Source organism: Streptomyces sp. NPDC088910 (genome assembly GCF_044749865.1).
Taxonomy (GTDB): domain Bacteria; phylum Actinomycetota; class Actinomycetes; order Streptomycetales; family Streptomycetaceae; genus Actinacidiphila.
Genome location: NZ_JBIVIV010000019.1, coordinates 67,454 through 85,331 on the forward strand (window position 1 = coordinate 67,454; position 17,878 = coordinate 85,331).

Annotated in this window: 19 protein-coding genes; 12 read left to right on the forward strand and 7 right to left on the reverse strand. The window is 72.7% G+C overall.

All coding sequences use genetic code 11. The annotated features are described in order from the left end of the window. Window positions 1-16: 16 nt before the first annotated feature. The 3 genes from ACIP4Z_RS33270 to ACIP4Z_RS33280 all read left to right on the forward strand — a co-directional run bounded on the left by ACIP4Z_RS33270 (window position 17) and on the right by ACIP4Z_RS33280 (window position 3,608). Window positions 17-1,234, forward strand: a complete 1,218-nt coding sequence (locus ACIP4Z_RS33270) for a sugar ABC transporter permease (protein ID WP_355343533.1) — start codon at window positions 17-19, stop codon at window positions 1,232-1,234. Beyond that, window positions 1,231-2,148, forward strand: a complete 918-nt coding sequence (locus tag ACIP4Z_RS33275) for a carbohydrate ABC transporter permease (RefSeq protein ID WP_401314147.1) — start codon at window positions 1,231-1,233, stop codon at window positions 2,146-2,148. Before ACIP4Z_RS33270 ends, ACIP4Z_RS33275 begins: the two co-directional genes overlap by 4 nt. A 188-nt stretch (window positions 2,149-2,336) precedes the next feature. Beyond that, a complete protein-coding gene (locus ACIP4Z_RS33280) occupies window positions 2,337-3,608 on the forward strand; it encodes an isocitrate lyase/phosphoenolpyruvate mutase family protein (RefSeq protein WP_401314149.1) in 1,272 nt (423 codons plus the stop codon). Here the strand turns inward: ACIP4Z_RS33280 and ACIP4Z_RS33285 are convergent. The 3 genes from ACIP4Z_RS33285 to ACIP4Z_RS33295 all read right to left on the reverse strand — a co-directional run bounded on the left by ACIP4Z_RS33285 (window position 3,588) and on the right by ACIP4Z_RS33295 (window position 5,519). Beyond that, complete coding sequence (locus ACIP4Z_RS33285; RefSeq protein WP_401314151.1) at window positions 3,588-4,388, reverse strand: SAM-dependent methyltransferase; 801 nt, start codon at window positions 4,386-4,388, stop codon at window positions 3,588-3,590. The genes ACIP4Z_RS33280 and ACIP4Z_RS33285 overlap by 21 nt on opposite strands. A 23-nt stretch (window positions 4,389-4,411) precedes the next feature. Beyond that, window positions 4,412-4,822: a MazG nucleotide pyrophosphohydrolase domain-containing protein gene (locus ACIP4Z_RS33290; RefSeq protein WP_355343521.1), complete on the reverse strand. Its 411-nt coding sequence runs from the start codon at window positions 4,820-4,822 to the stop codon at window positions 4,412-4,414. A 118-nt stretch (window positions 4,823-4,940) separates the two neighbouring features. Next, a complete protein-coding gene (locus ACIP4Z_RS33295; RefSeq protein ID WP_401314153.1) occupies window positions 4,941-5,519 on the reverse strand; it encodes a CGNR zinc finger domain-containing protein in 579 nt (192 codons plus the stop codon). A gap of 56 nt (window positions 5,520-5,575) precedes the next feature. Here ACIP4Z_RS33295 and ACIP4Z_RS33300 point away from each other — a divergent pair, with 56 nt between their 5' ends. The 8 genes from ACIP4Z_RS33300 (at window position 5,576) to ACIP4Z_RS33335 (ending at window position 13,268) form a co-directional block, all read left to right on the forward strand. Beyond that, window positions 5,576-6,775, forward strand: coding sequence for an MFS transporter (locus tag ACIP4Z_RS33300; RefSeq protein ID WP_401314155.1), 1,200 nt, complete (start codon window positions 5,576-5,578; stop codon window positions 6,773-6,775). 43 nt (window positions 6,776-6,818) lie between these two features. Further along, complete coding sequence (locus ACIP4Z_RS33305) at window positions 6,819-8,003, forward strand: NAD(P)/FAD-dependent oxidoreductase (protein ID WP_401314157.1); 1,185 nt, start codon at window positions 6,819-6,821, stop codon at window positions 8,001-8,003. Further along, window positions 8,000-8,260 carry a (2Fe-2S)-binding protein gene (locus ACIP4Z_RS33310; protein WP_401314159.1) on the forward strand — a complete coding sequence of 87 codons (261 nt, stop codon included), beginning with the start codon at window positions 8,000-8,002 and terminating at the stop codon, window positions 8,258-8,260. Before ACIP4Z_RS33305 ends, ACIP4Z_RS33310 begins: the two co-directional genes overlap by 4 nt. After that, window positions 8,247-9,803, forward strand: a complete 1,557-nt coding sequence (locus ACIP4Z_RS33315; RefSeq protein ID WP_401314161.1) for an FAD-dependent oxidoreductase — start codon at window positions 8,247-8,249, stop codon at window positions 9,801-9,803. Before ACIP4Z_RS33310 ends, ACIP4Z_RS33315 begins: the two co-directional genes overlap by 14 nt. Beyond that, the gene (locus tag ACIP4Z_RS33320) at window positions 9,800-10,729 is read left to right on the forward strand and encodes a dihydrodipicolinate synthase family protein (RefSeq protein WP_401314163.1); all 930 of its coding nucleotides are present in this window, start codon (window positions 9,800-9,802) and stop codon (window positions 10,727-10,729) included. The genes ACIP4Z_RS33315 and ACIP4Z_RS33320 overlap by 4 nt, the downstream gene beginning before the upstream one ends. A 75-nt stretch (window positions 10,730-10,804) precedes the next feature. Further along, entirely contained in the window at window positions 10,805-12,253 is a 1,449-nt protein-coding gene (locus tag ACIP4Z_RS33325) for an aldehyde dehydrogenase (NADP(+)) (RefSeq protein ID WP_401314165.1), read from the forward strand. 57 nt (window positions 12,254-12,310) lie between these two features. Further along, window positions 12,311-12,526 (forward strand): hypothetical protein, encoded by a 216-nt coding sequence (locus tag ACIP4Z_RS33330; protein WP_355343497.1) that lies wholly within the window; start codon window positions 12,311-12,313, stop codon window positions 12,524-12,526. A gap of 64 nt (window positions 12,527-12,590) precedes the next feature. After that, entirely contained in the window at window positions 12,591-13,268 is a 678-nt protein-coding gene (locus tag ACIP4Z_RS33335; RefSeq protein ID WP_355343494.1) for a GntR family transcriptional regulator, read from the forward strand. 11 nt (window positions 13,269-13,279) lie between these two features. Here ACIP4Z_RS33335 and ACIP4Z_RS33340 read toward each other — a convergent pair whose 3' ends face one another. The 3 genes from ACIP4Z_RS33340 to ACIP4Z_RS33350 all read right to left on the reverse strand — a co-directional run bounded on the left by ACIP4Z_RS33340 (window position 13,280) and on the right by ACIP4Z_RS33350 (window position 14,723). Beyond that, a complete protein-coding gene (locus ACIP4Z_RS33340) occupies window positions 13,280-13,816 on the reverse strand; it encodes a TetR/AcrR family transcriptional regulator (RefSeq protein ID WP_401314168.1) in 537 nt (178 codons plus the stop codon). Next, window positions 13,813-14,136 carry a multidrug efflux SMR transporter gene (locus ACIP4Z_RS33345; protein WP_188282846.1) on the reverse strand — a complete coding sequence of 108 codons (324 nt, stop codon included), beginning with the start codon at window positions 14,134-14,136 and terminating at the stop codon, window positions 13,813-13,815. Before ACIP4Z_RS33345 ends, ACIP4Z_RS33340 begins: the two co-directional genes overlap by 4 nt. 182 nt (window positions 14,137-14,318) lie before the next feature. After that, complete coding sequence (locus tag ACIP4Z_RS33350) at window positions 14,319-14,723, reverse strand: MerR family transcriptional regulator (protein ID WP_355343487.1); 405 nt, start codon at window positions 14,721-14,723, stop codon at window positions 14,319-14,321. Window positions 14,724-15,154: 431 nt separating this feature from the next. Here ACIP4Z_RS33350 and ACIP4Z_RS33355 point away from each other — a divergent pair, with 431 nt between their 5' ends. After that, window positions 15,155-16,657, forward strand: coding sequence for a SulP family inorganic anion transporter (locus ACIP4Z_RS33355; protein WP_401314170.1), 1,503 nt, complete (start codon window positions 15,155-15,157; stop codon window positions 16,655-16,657). A 48-nt stretch (window positions 16,658-16,705) separates the two neighbouring features. On the opposite strand, the gene ACIP4Z_RS33360 is transcribed toward ACIP4Z_RS33355, so the two are convergent. Beyond that, a complete protein-coding gene (locus ACIP4Z_RS33360; protein WP_391051742.1) occupies window positions 16,706-17,512 on the reverse strand; it encodes a tat (twin-arginine translocation) pathway signal sequence in 807 nt (268 codons plus the stop codon). Between the last annotated feature and the right edge of the window lie 366 nt (window positions 17,513-17,878).

Below are 17,878 nucleotides of genomic sequence, written 5' to 3' on the forward strand. Positions count from 1 at the left end.
GCAGGAGGAGAAAGAGATGAGCCAGCACGGCAGCGGCGCCGTCGCCGCACCGGCGGGGCCGGGAGCCCCGCCGGGAGGCACGGGCACACGGGGCGCCCGCGGCGGCGGGACGGCGAGCGCCGGTACGCGCCGCGGTCCCCGCTTCGGCGGCGGGCGCCGCGACCGGGCGATCAAGGGGCATCAGGGCCTGTGGGGCTGGCTGTTCGTCAGCCCGATGGTGGTCGTGCTCGGCCTCTTCCTGCTCCTGCCCATCGGCATGGCGCTGTGGGTCAGCCTGCTGCACTGGAACGGGCAGTCGAACCCCTTCAGCGGCGCCGCCGACTTCGTCGGGGTGCGCAACTACTCCGATCTGCTGACCCGGCCGGGTCAGGACCGACAGCTCTTCATGACGTCGATCCGCAACAATCTGTACTACGTCCTGCTGGTCGTCCCCGTCCAGACGGCCCTGGCCCTGGCTCTGGCCGTGGCGGTCAACAGCCGCCGCGTCAAGGGCAAGAGCCTGTTCCGCACGGTCTTCTACTTCCCGTCCGTGACCAGCTCGATCGCCATATCCACGGTGTTCCTGTTCCTCTTCCAGGGCAGCGGCGCGGTCAACGCGCTGCTGAAGTGGGTGGGCATCACCGGACCGAAGTGGTTCACCGACGCGCACGGCCTGGTGTGGACCGTGCTCGGCGGCCTCGGCATCGTCGACCCGGACAAGCCCGTGCCCGCGCTCGCCGCGCACGGCTTCCTCGGACTGTCCTGGTGGGACTGGCTGGCCGGACCCTCCATCGCGATGTGCACCATCATCATCCTCGCGATCTGGACCAGCTCTGGCACGTACATGCTGATCTTCCTCGCCGCGCTCCAGGACGTACCCGCGGAGCTGGAGGAGGCCGCGCTGCTCGACGGCGCCAACCGCTGGCAGTCGTTCCGCAACGTGACGCTGCCCGCGCTGCGCCCGGTGCTCTTCCTGGTCGTCACCCTCGGACTGATCGGCACCTGGCAGGTCTTCGACGCGGTGTACGTCATGAGCCAGGGCGCACCCGCCAACACGACCCTCACCCCCGCCTACCTGTCGTACACGGCGGGATTCCAGGACGCCGACTACGGGCGCGCGGCGGCCATCGCCTTCCTGCTGCTGGCGATCATCCTGGTGATGACGCTGGTGCAGCGCGTCCTGCTGCGCGACCGCGACGCGGTCACACGATTCAGCCGACTGCGGGCGCGGCTGGTGCGAGGGAGGACGTCATGAGCGCCGGGACGATGGAACGACGCTCCTCCGGCCGGTCGGCGAAAGGCCGTCCCGGCAGCCGGTCGTCCGGCAGCCCGGTGCTGCGGATCGTGGTGTACGGGCTGCTGATCGGCATGGGACTGCTGTACGCCCTGCCGTTCTTCGTCCAGATCGCGACCTCGCTCAAGACGGACCCGGACGCGGCGGCCCATCCCCTGTCGCTGCTGCCGAACCCGTTCTCGCTGGACTCCTACCGGCGCCTGTTCGGCCTCGGCGGCACCGGCGACGCGGTGCCGTTCACCCGCTGGCTGGCCAATTCGATCGTGGTCACGGTCTTCATCACCGCCGGACGCGTCTTCTTCGACTCGCTCGCCGGATACGCCCTGGCCCGGCTGGACTTCCGGGGCCGCAACCTGCTGTTCAACGGGCTGCTGACGATCATGTCCGTGCCCGGCGTGGTCCTGCTCATCCCGAAGTTCCTGGTGCTCAACCAGCTCGGGATGTTCGACAGCTACGCCGGAATGATCGTGCCGCTGCTGGTCGACGCGGCCGGGGTGTTCATCATGCGGCAGTTCTTCGTGTCGGTGCCCAAGGAAGTGGAGGAAGCGGCGCGGATCGACGGCGCGGGCGTCTTCCGCACCTTCTGGTCGGTCGTCCTGCCGATGGCCAAGCCCGCGCTGATCACGCTGACCATCCTGTCGTTCCAGGGCTCCTGGAACGAGTTCACCCACTTCCTCGTGGCCACCCAGTCCCCGCAGTACGAGACCCTCACCACGGGCCTGGCCCACCTGGTCTCCGGCGGCCTCAGCGCGGGTACGCAGTATCCGCTGAAGCTCACCGCGGCTCTGCTGTCGACGATCCCGGTCGCGCTGCTGTTCTTCGTCTTCCAACGGCACTTCGTCCGCAGCGCGAACTCGGGCGCGGTCAAGGAGTAGCTTCCCGACCCGCACTCCGCACCCCGCCCACGGCCTTCGGGCCCCTCAGTCCCCCCGGCGGGCGCCCACCTGACAGGGCGCCCGCCGGGTGTGGTGTGCCGGCGTCCGCGTCGGGCCGCCGAGGGTGCCGCGGCGCGGCGGGGACGCTTCGGCCGGCGCCGAAACGATCCGGTCGTAGCGTCGGGGCCATGAGGCATCAGACGCATGAGTTCGACCGCTGGGCGGACGTGCGGGCGGCGCTCGCCGATCCGGCGCTCGTACCGGAACCGCCGGCCGGGGACGTCGGGTCCGCCGGGGCGAGCGTGGCGTGGCTGCGGTCCGCCGCCGCCCGCTTCAGCTCCGGGCGGACGCACCGCCGACGGCGCGCTCTGGTCGAGGCGGAACTCGCGCGGCTGGAACCCGTGACGCTACGGGACGCGGCAGCCGCCGAGGGCTCGGAAGGTTCGGACAGCGAGACCCGAGTGCGGGTGCTGCGGGAAGCCACGCCGGTGCGGGTCATGCGGCGCGTCGCCGTCGCGGCCACCCGGATCGCGGGCCGCGAGATCGCCGCGGGCGACACCGTGCTCCTCGACCTCGCGACCGCCAACCGCACCCACCCGGTACCCCTCACCTTCGGCGCCCCGCCCCGCGTCTGCCCCGGCCGCGCCCACGCGCTCGCCCTGGCAGAAGGGCTGCTCCGGCGCCCGCTCACCCCCTTCGCCCGCCTGCACCACCAGGCCGCCCCGCTGCTGCTGCCCAATGCCTGGGACTACGCCAGCGCCGCCGCCCTGGCGGCGGGCGGCTTTCCCGCCATCGGCACCACCAGCCTGGGCGTGGCCGCGGCCCTCGGCCTGCCGGACGGCGCCGCCGCCACCGCGGACGCGACCGTGGCCCTGGCCCGCCGACTCGGCCGCGGCTCCTTCCTGTTCACCGTCGACGCCGAGGGCGGCTTCAGCGACGACGTGGCCGAAGTCGTCGCACTGGCCGAGCGGTTGTACGCGGCGGGCGCGGCCGGGATCAATCTCGAGGACGGCCGCGCCGACGGCACGCTCGCCCTCGTCGCCCTGCACGCCGCGAAGATCGCCGCCGTCAAATCCGTCGTACCGGCGCTGTTCGTGAACGCACGCACCGACACCCACTGGCTCGGCCGCGAGCAGGACACGACCTCGTCCCGCCTCGCGGTCTACGAACAGGCCGGTGCGGACGGGGTGTTCGTCCCCGGACTGTCGGACCCGGACGAGATCACCGCCCTGACGTCGTCCCTCGTCGTACCGCTGAACATCCTGTACGCGCCGAGCGGACCGCCCCTCGCCGAACTGGCCGCGATGGGCGTACGCAGGGTCAGCCTCGGCTCCCTCCTCTACCGAGGAGCCCTGGCCTCGGCGGTCTCCGCCGCGACGGCCATTCGGGACGGGCGGCCGACGGATCTCACCGCCCCCTCGTACGCCGAGGTCCAGGGGCTAAGTGACCCGGGCGAGTAGCGCGTAGAGGTTGACCTGCTCGGCCGGTACGGGGGCGTCGCCGGGGCCGGGGCGCCAGTCGGCAGGATTGACGACACCGGGGGAGACAACGTCGAGTCCGCCGACGAGCGCTTCGATCTCGGCGCGCGAGCGGGCGCCGCCGTCCGTGACGTCCTCGCGGTACAGCCGGACGAGGGCGTCCATGACCTCCGGCGCCCAGTCGCGCGTGATGTGCGTGAGGGTGAGATGCGAGCCCGCCGCCAACGGCCCGGTGAAGGCTTCGACCAGCCCGTGCGCCTGGGCGTCGTCCGCGAAGAAGTGGAGCAGCGCGTTCATGCCGAGCGCGACGGGCCGAGTGAGATCGAGGACGCCGGTGATCTCCGGACGCTCGTACAGCGCCGCGCCGTCGGTGACATCGGCCTCCACGTACACCGCCCGGCCCCGCGGTGTGCTGGTCAGCAGCTCGGCCGCGTACGCGCGGACGGCCGGGTCGTTGTCGACGTACACGACACGGCAGGCGGGGTCGACGGCCTGCGCGCTCTCGTGCAGATTCGGGTATTCGGGCGTACGGGTCGGGATGCCCGACCCCAGGTCGAGGAACTGCGTGATCCCGCGGGAGCCGACCAGATACCGCACCGACCGGTCGATGAACCGCCGGTTCACGCGCGCGCTGGTGATCAGATGCGGATTGACCTCCAGCATTCGCCGCGCGGCGGCGCGGTCGGCGGCGGTGTGCAGGGTGCCGCCGAGATAGAAGTCGAGCATGCGTCCCGCGTGCGGCCTCGCGCTGTCGGCGTCCATGGACGGCGATTATGCCGGAGTCCTCAACTCGCGCCGCCGGGCGCCCAGCCCTGGCGGCGCAGCACCGCTGACACGTCCGGAGCTTCGTAGTGCTCCCCCTTGAGCACCTTGCCGTCGGCCCTGCGCGAGACCTGTCCGTCGGGGCCCAGCTTGGTCATGTTGGACCGGTGGATCTCGGCGATGACCGCGTCGAGGTCGATCCCGTGCACCAGGGCCGTGCCGTACGCGATGTAGACGACGTCGGCCAGTTCGTGCGCCAGACGGTCCAGCGGACCGGTCACCGAGACCTCGGCGACCTCCGTCGCCTCCTCGGCGAGCAACTCCCCGCGATGCGCGGCGAGAGCGGGCGACACCTCCGTCGGCGTATCGCGGACGTCGAGTCCGAAGGCGCGGTGGAACGCGCGGACCAGGTCGGCGGGTGAGGAAGCGCTCATGCGCCGACTCTAGCCAACCGCGTTGCCGACACGGGCTGTTGGTGTTCGCCGCCCGTCCGGGGCCGGTCCTCGCGCCCCGGAGCGCGCGGACGGTCCGCCGGTCGGCGCCCGCGACGCGCTACGTGACCTCGCCCGACTGTCCGGTGGCGTGCGCGCGCCGATGGGCCGCGACGCGTTCGCGGGTCGCGCATCGGCGGGAGCAGTAGCGGCGTTCGGGACCGCTGCCCTGCGCGAGGAAGACGTTCCGGCAACTGGGGGAGGCACAGGTCCCGCCGGGCGGGCGCTGGCGGTCCCAGACGAGAACGGTCAGGGCCATGCACGACGACGCGAGGAGCCATTCGTCCCAGGGGGCTTCGTCGTCGTGGTCGAGGTGCGGATGCCACGGCGTGCCGCCGCCGTGCGAGGACAGGCGCAGCGGTCCGGTGTGGTCCTTGAGCAGGCGGTTGAGGACGGCCGCGGCGGCGTCGGCGTCCTCGGCGGCGAAGGCGGGTCGCAGCAGGGCGGCGGCCGCGCGCATGGCCGCGACGTCGCCGGTGGTCAGGTCGATCGGCTCCGCCTCGCCGTACGCGCGGAGCGTGTCGGCGACCCCGGCCGGGTCGGGGCGCTCGTCGGCGAGGACGTTGAGCAGGGCGGCCGTCCGCCGCGCGGTGGCCAGCACCGAGTGCCGGGTGGACCAGTCGTTGCTGTGGGAGGACATCTGTCGAATGTAACGCATCTTGCCGACATTTGAGTTACGTGCGTAACGTCCTGGAGATGAGTAACCGTTACACGCTCCGTCGCTATCTCACCGGAGCGGTCGCCGCCCGTACCGGCGACGAGATGTCGGGACCGGCCCTGATGCTGGCGGGCTTCGCCCTCGCCGGTTCGACCACCGCCGCGTCCTCGCTGCTCGCGGGCATCACGGTCTCCGCCGCGGTCGGCGGGCCGCTGCTCGGCGCATTCCTCGACCGAGCCGTACGACCGGGACGCCTGCTCGCCTGGGCCCTCGCCCTCTACGCGACCGGGCTCGGCGTGATCCTCGCGGGGCTCGCCCGCCTGCCGTTCCCCGTCACCATCGTGATCGCCGTGGCGACCGGACTGCTGGGACCTGCCCTGTCCGGCGGATGGACGGCCCAACTCCCGCGCGTGGCAACGGGCGACCGCCTGCCCCGCGCGAACGCCCTCGACGCGATGACCTTCAGCGCCGCGAGCCTGGCCGGTCCGGCTCTCGCGGGCGGTGTGGCGGTGGCGCTCGGCGCCTCGACAGCCGTGGTCGTCTCCCTCACGCTCATCGCCCTGGCGCTGCCCGCCGCGTGTACACTGCCCGGCCGCCCGGGTCCGGCGCGTGGTGTCCGGGCCACGTCGGTGCTCCACGACCTCGCCGCCGGAACCCGGGTCATCCTCGGCCGACCCGCGCTGGCCCGGGCGACCCTCACCTCGGTGATCTCCTGCGTCGCCCAAGGCATGGTGACCGCCTGCCTCCCGCTCCTGGGCGAGCGGGTCCTGGGCGGCGCCGGCCGCGGCGCCCTCCTGCTGTCCTGCGCGGCGGTCTCCGCCCTGCTGGCCACCACCGCGCTCGCCCGCTTTCCCCGTGCGGCGGCCCCCGACGCGATCATCTGGGCCGGGGCCCTCGTCCAGTCCGCCGCCTGGGCCCTGGCCGTAGGGGGCCACCCGGCCGCGCTCGTCGCGGCCTTCCTCCTGGCGGGAATCGGCGAAGGCCCCCAACTCGCCGCCCTGTTCGCCGTCCGCCACCGCGAGGCCCCCGCGCACCTGCGAGGCCAGATCTTCACCACGGGCGCCAGTCTGAAGATCACCGCCTTCGCCCTGGGGGCGGCCACCGCCGGACCCCTGGCGAGCCGGTCCCTCTCCTGCTCGCTGACCCTCGCCGCGATCACGGCGCTGCTGGCCGCCCTGGCGTTCTCCGTCATCCCTGCGTCGGGCCGCGCGCCCGGTGGCCTGCGCGTATCGCCCTGAGCCACGTCTATCAATGACGCGTGACATGTGACATGCTACTGAAATGCGGAGTGCGGACGTCGTCATCGTGGGGGCCGGGATCATCGGGGCCGCCGTGGCCAGGAAGTTGGCCATGGGCGGATTCCGGGTGACCGTCCTGGACCGCGGCGCGTCCGCCGGAGGGACGTCGTCCAGCGGGGAGGGCAACATCCTGGTCTCCGACAAGGGCCCCGGCGCCGAACTCGACCTCGCGGTGCTGTCCGGCCGCCTGTGGACCGAATTCGCCGCCGAACTGGGGGAGGAGCTGGGGCCCGGCTTCCCGGACCTCGAGTTCGAGGCGAAGGGCGGCCTGGTGGTCGCGACGACGGGGGCGGGGGCGGACGCGCTCCTGGCATTCGCGTCCACCCAGCGGAAGGCGGGCGTGGACGCCCGTGCGGTGACGGCGGCTGAGGCCGCCGAGCTGGAACCCGACCTGACGCCGCGCGTCGAAGCGGCCGTCTTCTATCCCGGCGACGCCCAGGTCCAACCGGCCGTCGCGACGGAGGCGCTGCTCGCCTCTGCTCGTCGGCACGGCGCACGGGTACGACAGGGCGTCACCGTTCTCGGCGGCGTCGTGGACCGCGGACGGCTCGTCGGTGTGGAGACCACGGCCGGGCGCTTCGCCGCCGAGCACACGGTCGTGGCCGCCGGACCCTGGTCCGCCGAGGTCGCGGCCGGCCCCGGCGTCCGCCTCCCGGTGCTGCCCCGACGCGGGACCGTCCTGGTCACCGCGCGCATGTCGCACCGCGTCCGGCACAAGGTGTACGACGCGGATTATGTCGGAGCCGTCGAGTCGGGGGACGCGGCCCTCCAGACGTCCAGCGTCGTCGAGTCGACGGCGGCCGGGACCGTACTCATCGGCTCCTCGCGCGAGCGCCGGGGATTCGACGAGCGGATCGAGGCCGCGGTGGTCGGCGAACTCGCCGCCAAAGCCATGCTGCTCTTCCCCTTTCTGGCCGACGTTCCGGTCATGCGCGCGTACGGCGGCTTCCGGCCGTTCGTACCCGACCACCTCCCGGTCATCGGGCCCGACCCCCGGCTGCCCGGCCTGTGGCACGCGACCGGACACGAGGGCGCGGGCATCGGGCTCGCGCCCGGCACAGCGGAACTGATCGGCGCGCTGATGACCGGCGCGGAGCCCGAGATCCCGGCCGCCCCGTACGCCGTGACCCGACCGTCGCTGGGACTGAAGGAGGAGACCACCGGATGAAGATCTCCGTGACGCTGGACGGCGAACGGCTGTCCGCCCCGCAGGGACAGACCATCGCGGGACTGCTGATGACGCGGGGCCGGGTCTCCTGGCGCACCACCGCCGGCACCGGTCGGCCCCGCGGCCTGTTCTGCGGCATCGGCGTCTGCTTCGACTGCCTGGTGACGGTGAACGGCCTCGGTGACGTGCGGGCCTGCCAACGGCTGGTGGCCGACGGCGACATCGTCGAGACGGGGGCGAGCGATGTCGAGCGTTGACGTGCTGGTGATCGGAGCGGGACCGGCAGGGCTCGCCGCGGCTCGGGCGGCCCGGCTCAGCGGGGCGCGGGTCGTCCTGCTCGACGCGTCGGCCGTCCTGGGCGGCCAGTTCTGGCGACACGCGGCGACCGGGAATTCCGCCCCGGAAGGCCACGCGGTGGCTGGGTATCCCGACGAGGACAGCCACGCGGCGGCCGGGACTTCCGGCCCGGACAGCCACGCGCCGCAGCACAAGTGGTCCCGGTTCACCGCGCTGCGCGCCGCGCTGACGCGGGACGCCGACTGCGAGATCGTCACCGGCGCCCAGGTCTGGGCGGTGGACCGCCGAGACGCGGGGCCGCCGGTCGTCCACACGCTGGTCGGCCCGGCCGACGGCGCTGACCGGCGCCGCCGGGTCTTCGAACCCCGCGCCCTGGTGATCGCCACCGGAGCACACGAGCGCACGCTGCCGTTCCCGGGCTGGGACCTGCCGGGCGTATACACGGCGGGCGCCGCGCAGGCGATGGCCAAGGGCGACGGCGTCGCCGTGGGCAGGCGGGTCCTGGTCGCGGGCACCGGCCCGTTCCTGCTTCCCGTGGCCACCGGCCTCCTCCACGTGGGCGCGAGCGTGGTCGGCGTCGTCGAGGCGAGCAGTTGGCGGCGGATCGCCCGCGGCTGGCTGCCCCGCCCGTACGAGATGCGGCCGAAGGACGTGCTGTCCAAGTCCACCGAACTCGGCGGATACGTCGGCGCGTTGGCCGTACGGCGCGTCCCGTACCGCACCGGCGCGGCCGTCGTGGCCGCGCACGGCGACGACCGGGTGACAGCCGTCACCGTCGCCCGGATCACCGACGACTGGACACCGCGCGAGGGCACCGAGCGGCGTATCGAGGTCGACGCGGTGTGCGTCGGCCACGGGTTCGTCCCGCGCACCGAGATCGCCATCTCGGCGGGCTGCGCGCTCACCGTCGACGGAAGCGTGCGCGTGGACGACGAACAGCGGACCTCCGTACCCGGTGTCTACGCGGCCGGTGAGATCACCGGTATCGGCGGCGCGGATCTGGCCCTCGCCGAGGGCGAGGCGGCGGGACGAGCCGCGGCCGGTCGGGCTGCGGCCGGTCGGCCCGCTGCGGGCCGGGCCGGTGGCACCGCTGAGGTGACCCGCCACCGCGCCTTCGCCGACCGCATGCACCGCGCACACGGCATCCGGCCCGGCTGGCGGTCATGGGTCGACGACAGCACCGTCGTGTGCCGCTGCGAGGACGTGACCGCGGAGCGGTTGCGCGCCGCGGCCACCGCCACCGGGAGCTGCGGGCTGCGTTCCCTCAAGCTCAGCTCCCGCGCGGGTCTTGGCATGTGCCAGGGCCGCACCTGCGGCCGGAACGTCGAGGACCTTCTGCCGACCGCGCCGCTGGACCAGGGACGTATGGCCCAGCGCCCGATCGTCGTACCGGTCCGGCTCGGCGACATCGCCACGGTCCAGCCGGCGGCGGCCCCATCGACCACCACCCCCCTTCCCGCCGACCGACCTCAGAACACCCCACCGATGAAAGGCAGACCATGACAAGTGAGCACTTCGACCTCGGCGGCGTCATCGTCGCGACGGCGCTGCCCTACAAGCCGGACAGCTCCGCCCCCGCAGGGCTCGCCGTCGACTACGAGCGATACGCGGAGCACTGCGACTGGCTGATCAGCAACGGCTGCCGCGGCGTCGGGCCGAACGGCTCGCTCGGCGAGTACTCGTCGCTCACCGACGAGGAGCGCCGCCGCGTGGTGCAGGTGGCCGTCGAGGCCGTCGGCGGGCGCGGACTGGTACTGGCCGGTGTGCACGGCGCGGGCTGGCACCAGGCCGAGCACTGGGCCGAACTGGCCAAGGCAGACGGCGCGGACGCCGTACTCGCCCTGCCGCCCACCCTCTACCGGGCCAGCGACGAGCAGGTGGTCGAGCACTACCGGCACATCGCCGGGGTCGGCCTGCCGACGATGATCTACAACAACCCGGTCGACACCAAGGTCGACCTCGTGCCGCCCCTGATCGCGGAACTCGCCGAGATCGACGGGGTGGTCGCGGTCAAGGAGTTCAGCGGCGACGTCCGGCGGGCCTTCGAGATCAGCGAACTCTGCGACATCGACATCATCGCGGGCGCCGACGACGTCCTCCTGGAGCTGATGCTCGACGGCGCCGTCGGCTGGTTCGCGGGCTTCCCCAACACCTTCCCCGCCGAGTCCGTCGCGATCTACGAGCACATGGTCGCCGGGCGGTACGACCAGGCCCGGGAGCTCTACAAGCAACTGGTCACCGTCTTCCGCTGGGATTCGCGGACGGAATTCGTGCAGGCCATCAAGGTGGGAATGGACATGGTCGGCCGATACGGCGGCCCGTGCCGCCCGCCGCGCGGACCGCTCACCCCTGACCACGAGAAGCAGGTGCGCGCCGCGATGGACCGCGCGATCTCCGGCATCGAGGCGCTGTCCGCGGAAGCGGCCTGACATGCGGGCGCGACGACGGCTGCGCCCGGCAGCCGGCCCGTGTCCGGCGGCTCTCACGCCGTCCGAGGAGGCGGCATGGATCTGACCGAGACCTCCCCGGCCGAGCGCGCGGCGCTGCTCAACGCGATCGCGGACGCGCTGTCGTCCGCGGCCGACGAGCTGATCCCGCTCGCCATGGCGGAGACCGGACTGGCCGAGGCACGCCTGACCGGAGAGCTGAAGCGCACGGTCGTACAACTGCGGATGTTCGCCGACGTGTGCGCCGAGGGGGAGTTCCTCGACGTGCGGCTCGACGCGGCCGACCCGGACTTCGTCCTGGGCCCCCGTCCCGACCTGCGGCGGTTCAATCTGCCGGTGGGGCCGGTGCTGGTGTTCGCCGCGAGCAACTTCCCCTTCGCGTTCTCCGTCGCCGGAGGCGACACGGCTTCCGCGCTGGCGGCCGGCTGTCCGGTGATCCTGAAGGCGCACCCCGGCCACCCGCGGCTGTCGGCGCTGACCGCCGAGAAGGTGCGGGCCGCGGTGGCCACGGCCGGCCTGCCCGCGGAGACCTTCGACGTGGTCCACGACCAGGACGCCGCCGTGCGGCTGCTGCGCGACGACGACCGGATCGCCGCGGCGGCGTTCACCGGCTCCTACAAGGTCGGCCGACTGCTCGCCGCGATCGCCGCCGGACGTGAGCGCCCGATCCCCTTCTACGGCGAACTGGGCAGCGTGAACCCGGTCGTCGTGACACCAGGCGCGCTGGCCGAGCGGGCCGACACCCTCGCGACCGGCTTCGTGGCCAGCGTGTCCGGCTCGGCGGGACAGCTCTGCACCAAACCCGGCTTCCTCTTCCTTCCGGACGGCCACGGCCTCGCCGACACGCTCGGCTCGGCGGCGGGCGCGGTGCCCGGCCACCCGCTGCTGCACGAGGGCATAGCCGCCGCCTACGCCGCGCGCCGCGCCGCCGTGCTCGCGACCCCGGGCGTGTCCGTACTGGCCGAGGGATCGGTGGAGACCGAGCCATCCGGCCGGAGCCTGGCCGCACCGACCCTGGTCGAGGTCGGACTCGGCGATCTACTGAAGCACCGCGCCACACTGCTCGACGAGGCGTTCGGCCCCCTGTCGGTCGTCGTGCGCTACGACCCCGACCGCCTCGACCTCCTGGTGGCGGCGGTCGGGGAGTTGTTCCCCGGCGCGCTCACCGCCACGGTGCACCGCGCCGCTGGGGAGAGCGACGCGTGGCTGCGCGGCCTTGTCGCGGTGCTGAGGGAACGGGTGGGCCGCCTGCTGTTCGACGGCTGGCCGACCGGCGTCGCGGTGACCCCCGCGATGCAGCACGGGGGGCCATTTCCCGCCACCACCGCCCCGGCGACGACGTCCGTCGGCACGGCCGCGATCCAGCGCTTCCTGCGCCCAGTGGTCTTCCAGGACTGCCCGCCGGAGCTGCTGCCTGCGCCGTTGCGCGACGACAACCCCTGGCGGGTTCCCCAGCGGCGCGCGGCGGCGGGTGCGTCGCAGAACTGGGGACACCGCTCCGCCTGACAGCGGCTGGCGGCGTTCACCGGGCGGAACCGGAATCCGGACACGTCGATCGCCGCCATGGCGCCGGGCAATCAGATCCGGCGCACCGCCCAGGTGGCACTCGACGCGACCCGTCCGTTCCACGACCGGGACACCTACCGCCGGTTCGCCGAGGACGCGGCAGCGGCCGGATTGGACGGACTCACCGTGCGCGGGCCACGCCCCGACGGCCGGGGCGTTCCGGCCGCCGCATTCGACACGGTCGTCCCGACACACGCCGCGTGCGGGACCTGACCGATCGGTAAGATGTGCCATTGCACTGACAGGGAATGGCTGTCGACTGGTGATGGGGACGATCATGGCGATTGAGGACAGCACATCTCTGGGGCTGCTCACCCCCTCGACCAGCCTGCGCGAGCGGGTCGAGGAGGCGATCGCCGCGGCCATCGTCTCCGGTCAGATGCCCGCGGGCGAGGTGTTCTCCGCGCCGACCCTCGCCGCCCGCTTCGGCGTCTCGGCCACCCCGGTCCGCGAGGCCATGCTCAACCTCGCCAAGCGCGGCATGGTCGAGATCCTGCGCAACAAGGGCTTCCGCGTCACCGCCGTGAGCGAGGACGATCTGCGCGCGATCGTCGACGTCCGCCAACTGCTCGAAGCCCCGGCGGTCCGCCGCCTGTCGGGCCGGCTCACCCCCACCGACCTGGCCCATCTGCGCGGCCTCGCCGAGGAGATCGTGCGCGGCGCCCGTGACGGCGACCTCGCCCGCTACCTCCAGGCCGACACGACCTTCCACCTCACCCTGCTCAAGCTCGTCGGCAACACGCGCCTGCACGACATCGTCGCCGACCTCCGCGCCCAGACCCGCCTCACCGGCCTCGCCGACCTGGTCGCCACCGAAGAACTCCAGGCATCCGCCCGCGAGCACCTGGAGATGCTCGACCTCCTCGAAGCGGGCTCCGCCGACGCGTGCGAAGACCTCATGGTCCGCCACATCGGCCACGTCCTCGGCTGGTGGTCCGGCCACACCGAAGCCTGACTTCTTCCCCCTTAGCCGAGCAGGGCGGCGAGGGTCGCCGACAGCGAAGCCGCGCTCAGGGGCTCGTCGCGGGTGAGGGCGTGGAGGAGAGCGCCGTCGAGGTACGTGACGGCCGCTCGCGCGGCTCGCGGGCTGGCGTACGCGGTGAGGATGTCGGTGAGGCCGTCGGCCCAGACACGTGCGGCGGGGCGGAGTTCGGGGCGGTAGGCGGCGGCGAGGTAGAGCTGCATCTCGGTCAGGGCGCGGGGACGGTCGGCGAGATAGGCGGCGGTCAGCTCGGCCAGCGCGGCCGGAACGTCGGCGCTGTCGTGGAGAGCCGTCTCCCAGGCGCGCAGCTCCTCCGCCGAGAGGTCGGCGGCGTAGCGGAGCGCGGCGGCGGTGAGGTCGTCCAGGCTCGCGAAGTAGTACGTGGTCGCGCCGAGCGGCACCCCGGCGCGCGCGGCGACGAGGCGGTGCGTGACGGCGTCCACCCCGGACTCGGCGATGACCTGGCACGCGGCCTCGGTGATCCGCCGCCGACGCCCCTCGGGATCGCGCCGCCCGGTCAATGCGCACCGCTGAGGTTCAGCACCGCGACCCCGGCGACCACCAGGGCCACCCCGAGGACCTTCACCGCCGTGACCGGCTCGCCCAGGAAGAGCGCCCCGATGATGACGATCAGCGTCGTCCCCAGCCCCGACCACACGGCGTACCCCACACTGACCTGCAACCCCTTCTGCACGGCCACCGCCAGGGCGACGAACGCGCCCGCGTACGCGACCAGGCACACCACCGTCGGCCACAGCCGGGTGAACCCCTCGGTGCTCTTGAGCAGGCTGGTGCCCAGCACCTCCGCCACGATGGCCAGACCGAGCAATACGTACGGCACGCCGGACGCCCTCCCGAGTAGTACGGATGTACAAGTACAAACGTACTACTCGGTGGTCTCACGTCGTGGCCCGGGCGCCGGCGAGAAGACGCGCGAACGGCGGGACAGAGGTCGGCGAGCGCCCTCCTGAGGGCCGCTCACGGCGGGCACCGCTCCGGGTCCGGACGGGCGGTGACGGGAGGTCAGGGCCGGGGGGCGCGGTCCAGGCGTACGCGGAGGGTCGCGGCGAAGTCCTCGGCGCGCGCCAACTGGACGCGCAGATCGTGGATCTTCTGGACGGCGGCCTGCTCGTAGGCCCTGACGCGCTCCAGGAGCGCGTCGCGCTCGGCGCCCGGAGCGAGGTCCGCCGCGTCGAGCCGGTCCGTGGCGTCGAGGAGGTCGCGCATTTCCTCCAGGGTGAAGCCGAGCGGCTTCATCCGGCGGATGACCATGAGGCGGGCGACGTCGGTCTCGGTGTAGAGCCGGAAACCGCCCTGGGACCGGGCGGAGGGGGTGACCAGTCCGGCCTCCTCGTAGTGCCGGATCGTCCGCAGGGACAGCTCGGTTCGTTCGGCGACCTCGCCGATCTGCATGTGTGTGCTGCCCACGACCGTCTTCTCGGCCCCTTCTCGTCGCGGGACGCCGCCCCGGTGGTGAACCGCCGCGTCCCGTGCGGCCCTGAACCCATCTCTACCCTAACGTTAGGGTAGAGTCGCTGCTGTTGAGGACGACGTGCGTCGTTCCCCAACGGTGCGCGGCTCCGTCGTGTCCGCCCACCGCCGTGTCGGGGCCGACGACGCCCCCGCTCATTTCGCGAGCAGGAGAGACGAAGCGTGCGCATGCCACAGCCGTACGCCGCCTGCTGCCCGCCGTGACATCACCAGCGTACTGAGTCGCCTCCGCCAACTGCCGTGCGGCTCGGCCGCGCTCCCGGACGTCCGCCCGCGCCGACGGGCGATCCGCGCACCGCCGTCCCGGCCCTGCGCCCCACGACCGCGCTGCCCCGACCGGCCGCGCCCGAGCACGACAGGTCACCCCGGTGTTGCCGACCTCCTTCCCGTTCCCGTCCGCGCGCCTGCGCGCTCTGCCCCCGCCCCCGTGGCTGTCCCCGAAGGTCTTCCGCGTCGAGGTCCTGGCCGGTCTGGTCGTCGGACTCGCGCTGATCCCGGAGGCGATCTCGTTCTCCGTCATTGCGGGCGTCGACCCCAAGGTCGGCCTGTTCGCCGCCTGCACGATGGCGATGGTCATCGCGTTCGTCGGCGGCCGGCCCGCGATGATCTCCGCCTCCACCGGCGCGGTCGCGCTCGTCGTCGCTCCCGTGGCCCGCCAGCACGGGCTCGGCTACCTCATCGCCACGGTGATCCTCGCCGGGATCATCCAGATCGCGCTGGGTGCGCTCGGCGTGGCCACGCTCATGCGGTTCGTGCCGCGCGCGGTGATGGTCGGCTTCGTCAACGCGCTCGGCATCCTGCTGTTCGCCGCGCAGATCCCCAACCTCCACGACGTGCCCTGGCAGGTCTATCCGCTGGTCGCGGCCGGTCTGGCGATGATGGTCTTCTTCCCCCGGCTGACCAGGGCGGTGCCCGCGCCGCTGGTCTCGATCGTGATCCTCACCGTGGTCACCGTCGCCGCCGGTATCGCGGTGCCCACCGTCGGGGACAAGGGCAAACTGCCCTCCTCGCTGCCGGTGCCAGGACTGCCGGACGTGCCCTTCACCGTCCACACCCTGACCGTCATCGCCCCCTACGCGCTGGCGATGGCGCTGGTGGGGCTGATGGAGTCGCTGATGACCGCCAAGCTCGTGGACGAGATGACCGACACCCACTCCAACAAGACCCGTGAGTCCATCGGGCAGGGCGTCGCCAACATCGTCACCGGCTTCTTCGGCGGCATGGGCGGCTGCGCGATGATCGGCCAGACGATGATCAACGTCAAGAACGGCGCGCGGACCCGCCTGTCCACCTTCCTGGCCGGGTTCTTCCTGCTCATCTTGTGCATCGTGCTCGGCCCGGTCGTCTCCCACATCCCCATGGCCGCCCTCGTGGCCGTCATGGTCCTGGTCTCGGTCGGCACGTTCGACTGGCACTCGATCAAGCCCGCCACCCTCAAACGGATGCCGGCCGGGGAGACCGTGGTGATGGCCGTGACCGTCGCGGTCGTCGTCGCGACCAGCAATCTGTCCATCGGCGTCGTCGTCGGCACGATCACCGCCATGGTGATCTTCGCCCGCCGCGTCGCCCGCTTCACCGAGGTCACCGCCGTCACCGACCCGGATGGCGACAGCGTCGTCTACGCCGTGACCGGCGAGCTCTTCTTCGCCTCCGCCAACGACCTGGTGACCCGCTTCGACTACGCCGCCGACCCCCGTACCGTCGTCATCGACCTGACCGACGCGCACATCTGGGACGCCTCCTCCGTCGCGGCCCTGGACACGGTCACCGCCAAGTACGCCGCCCGTGGCAAGAGCGTGGAGATCGTCGGCCTCAACCGGGCCAGCGCCCAGATGCACGGCAATCTCACCGGTGAACTCACCAGCAAGTGACACGCGTGTCCGGGGCGGCCGACCTCAGCGGCGGTCGCCCCGGACGGGTCACCACCCGCCGGCGAAGAAGTCGGCCAGCGCCTGCGGCGAGTGCGCGGCGCTGCTGGCGTTCGCGAAGGCGATGACGAGCACGATGAGCGTCATCGCCGCGCCGGCGGCGACGCCGAACGTCATCGTGCGCTTCGACCGGGCGTCGGCCGCCGCCCTGGACCGCCTCCACAGCAGGACGCATCCGACCGCCGCCGCGAGCGCGACGAGCGCGGCCATGGCGGCCAGGACGGCGTGGTAGACGGCGAAGTCGTTGACCATGACGGTGAGCGCGGGGGAGTGCTGACCGGCGGGATAGTCGGCGAGTTGCCTGCGTACGTCGGTCAGGGTTCCGTCGAGTGCGCGGTCCGTGCCGCCCCCGGTCAGCATGGGAAGCAGCGAGGCGAACGGCGCCGTCGCGCCCTGCACGTTGGCCACCAGCGCCACCAGGGCGAAGAGCCCGAGGAGCGTGACGACGGCCCCGGGCGCCACGACGGACAGGCGTCCCACGCGCCCGCCGGTCCGCTGCCTGGCCTGGCGCCACAGGACGACGCCCAGCGCCACGACGGTGGCGAGGAGCAGCGCCGAGACACCGGCTTTCACCACGTGAAAGCGGAACCAGAAGCTCACCGTCGCGTCCAGTTGGCCCGGAAAGCCCTCCCTGCCCGAGCCCCAGTAGGCGACCATCCCGCGGCGGAACGTGTCGCCGACGTTCCCGGTGTTGACCGAACTGCGGGCGAGCGCGTTCGGCGCGATGAAGAAGGCGACCAGAAGCGCCCCGGTCAAGGCGGTCAGCGCCCCGGCCTGCCGTCGGGGCGTGGCGGTCAAGCGGGGCAGAAGTCCCAAGCTGTTCATGTAGATCTTCCCGAGTAGGAGCGTGCGCCGTTCCGCGCGAGGTCCGGGAGCCGCGTCTCCTCCGCGATCCCCGCAACCGGAAGCTATCGAGATCGCGCCCCGCCGGTCTGTGGGGCCAGCCTCCAACTCGGGGTGGGGTTAACCCCCTTACGCGGGCGGCGCGGACGTCTCCCCGGTGCGCGTGCGTACATGGCGACGCCGACCTGCGGTGCGCCAGGCCCGCGTTGGCTCCACGCGTCAGACGCCCCGCGCCCCCCGACCCGCTCCCGCCCGGCCGTCAACTCCCCCGAACAACTGCGCGCTCCGGCCCCGGGCCCATCACACACCCCGCACGCCTCC

What these genes read in the sequence shown, in the direction of transcription:
- ACIP4Z_RS33270 (WP_355343533.1), top strand. Translation starts at nt 17, where the DNA reads ATGAGCCAGCACGGCAGCGGCGCCGTCGCCGCACCGGCGGGGCCGGGA.
- ACIP4Z_RS33275 (WP_401314147.1), top strand. Translation starts at nt 1,231, where the DNA reads ATGAGCGCCGGGACGATGGAACGACGCTCCTCCGGCCGGTCGGCGAAA.
- ACIP4Z_RS33280 (WP_401314149.1), top strand. Translation starts at nt 2,337, where the DNA reads ATGAGGCATCAGACGCATGAGTTCGACCGCTGGGCGGACGTGCGGGCG.
- ACIP4Z_RS33285 (WP_401314151.1), bottom strand. Translation starts at nt 4,388, where the DNA reads ATGGACGCCGACAGCGCGAGGCCGCACGCGGGACGCATGCTCGACTTC.
- ACIP4Z_RS33290 (WP_355343521.1), bottom strand. Translation starts at nt 4,822, where the DNA reads ATGAGCGCTTCCTCACCCGCCGACCTGGTCCGCGCGTTCCACCGCGCC.
- ACIP4Z_RS33295 (WP_401314153.1), bottom strand. Translation starts at nt 5,519, where the DNA reads ATGTCCTCCCACAGCAACGACTGGTCCACCCGGCACTCGGTGCTGGCC.
- ACIP4Z_RS33300 (WP_401314155.1), top strand. Translation starts at nt 5,576, where the DNA reads ATGAGTAACCGTTACACGCTCCGTCGCTATCTCACCGGAGCGGTCGCC.
- ACIP4Z_RS33305 (WP_401314157.1), top strand. Translation starts at nt 6,819, where the DNA reads ATGCGGAGTGCGGACGTCGTCATCGTGGGGGCCGGGATCATCGGGGCC.
- ACIP4Z_RS33310 (WP_401314159.1), top strand. Translation starts at nt 8,000, where the DNA reads ATGAAGATCTCCGTGACGCTGGACGGCGAACGGCTGTCCGCCCCGCAG.
- ACIP4Z_RS33315 (WP_401314161.1), top strand. Translation starts at nt 8,247, where the DNA reads ATGTCGAGCGTTGACGTGCTGGTGATCGGAGCGGGACCGGCAGGGCTC.
- ACIP4Z_RS33320 (WP_401314163.1), top strand. Translation starts at nt 9,800, where the DNA reads ATGACAAGTGAGCACTTCGACCTCGGCGGCGTCATCGTCGCGACGGCG.
- ACIP4Z_RS33325 (WP_401314165.1), top strand. Translation starts at nt 10,805, where the DNA reads ATGGATCTGACCGAGACCTCCCCGGCCGAGCGCGCGGCGCTGCTCAAC.
- ACIP4Z_RS33330 (WP_355343497.1), top strand. Translation starts at nt 12,311, where the DNA reads ATGGCGCCGGGCAATCAGATCCGGCGCACCGCCCAGGTGGCACTCGAC.
- ACIP4Z_RS33335 (WP_355343494.1), top strand. Translation starts at nt 12,591, where the DNA reads ATGGCGATTGAGGACAGCACATCTCTGGGGCTGCTCACCCCCTCGACC.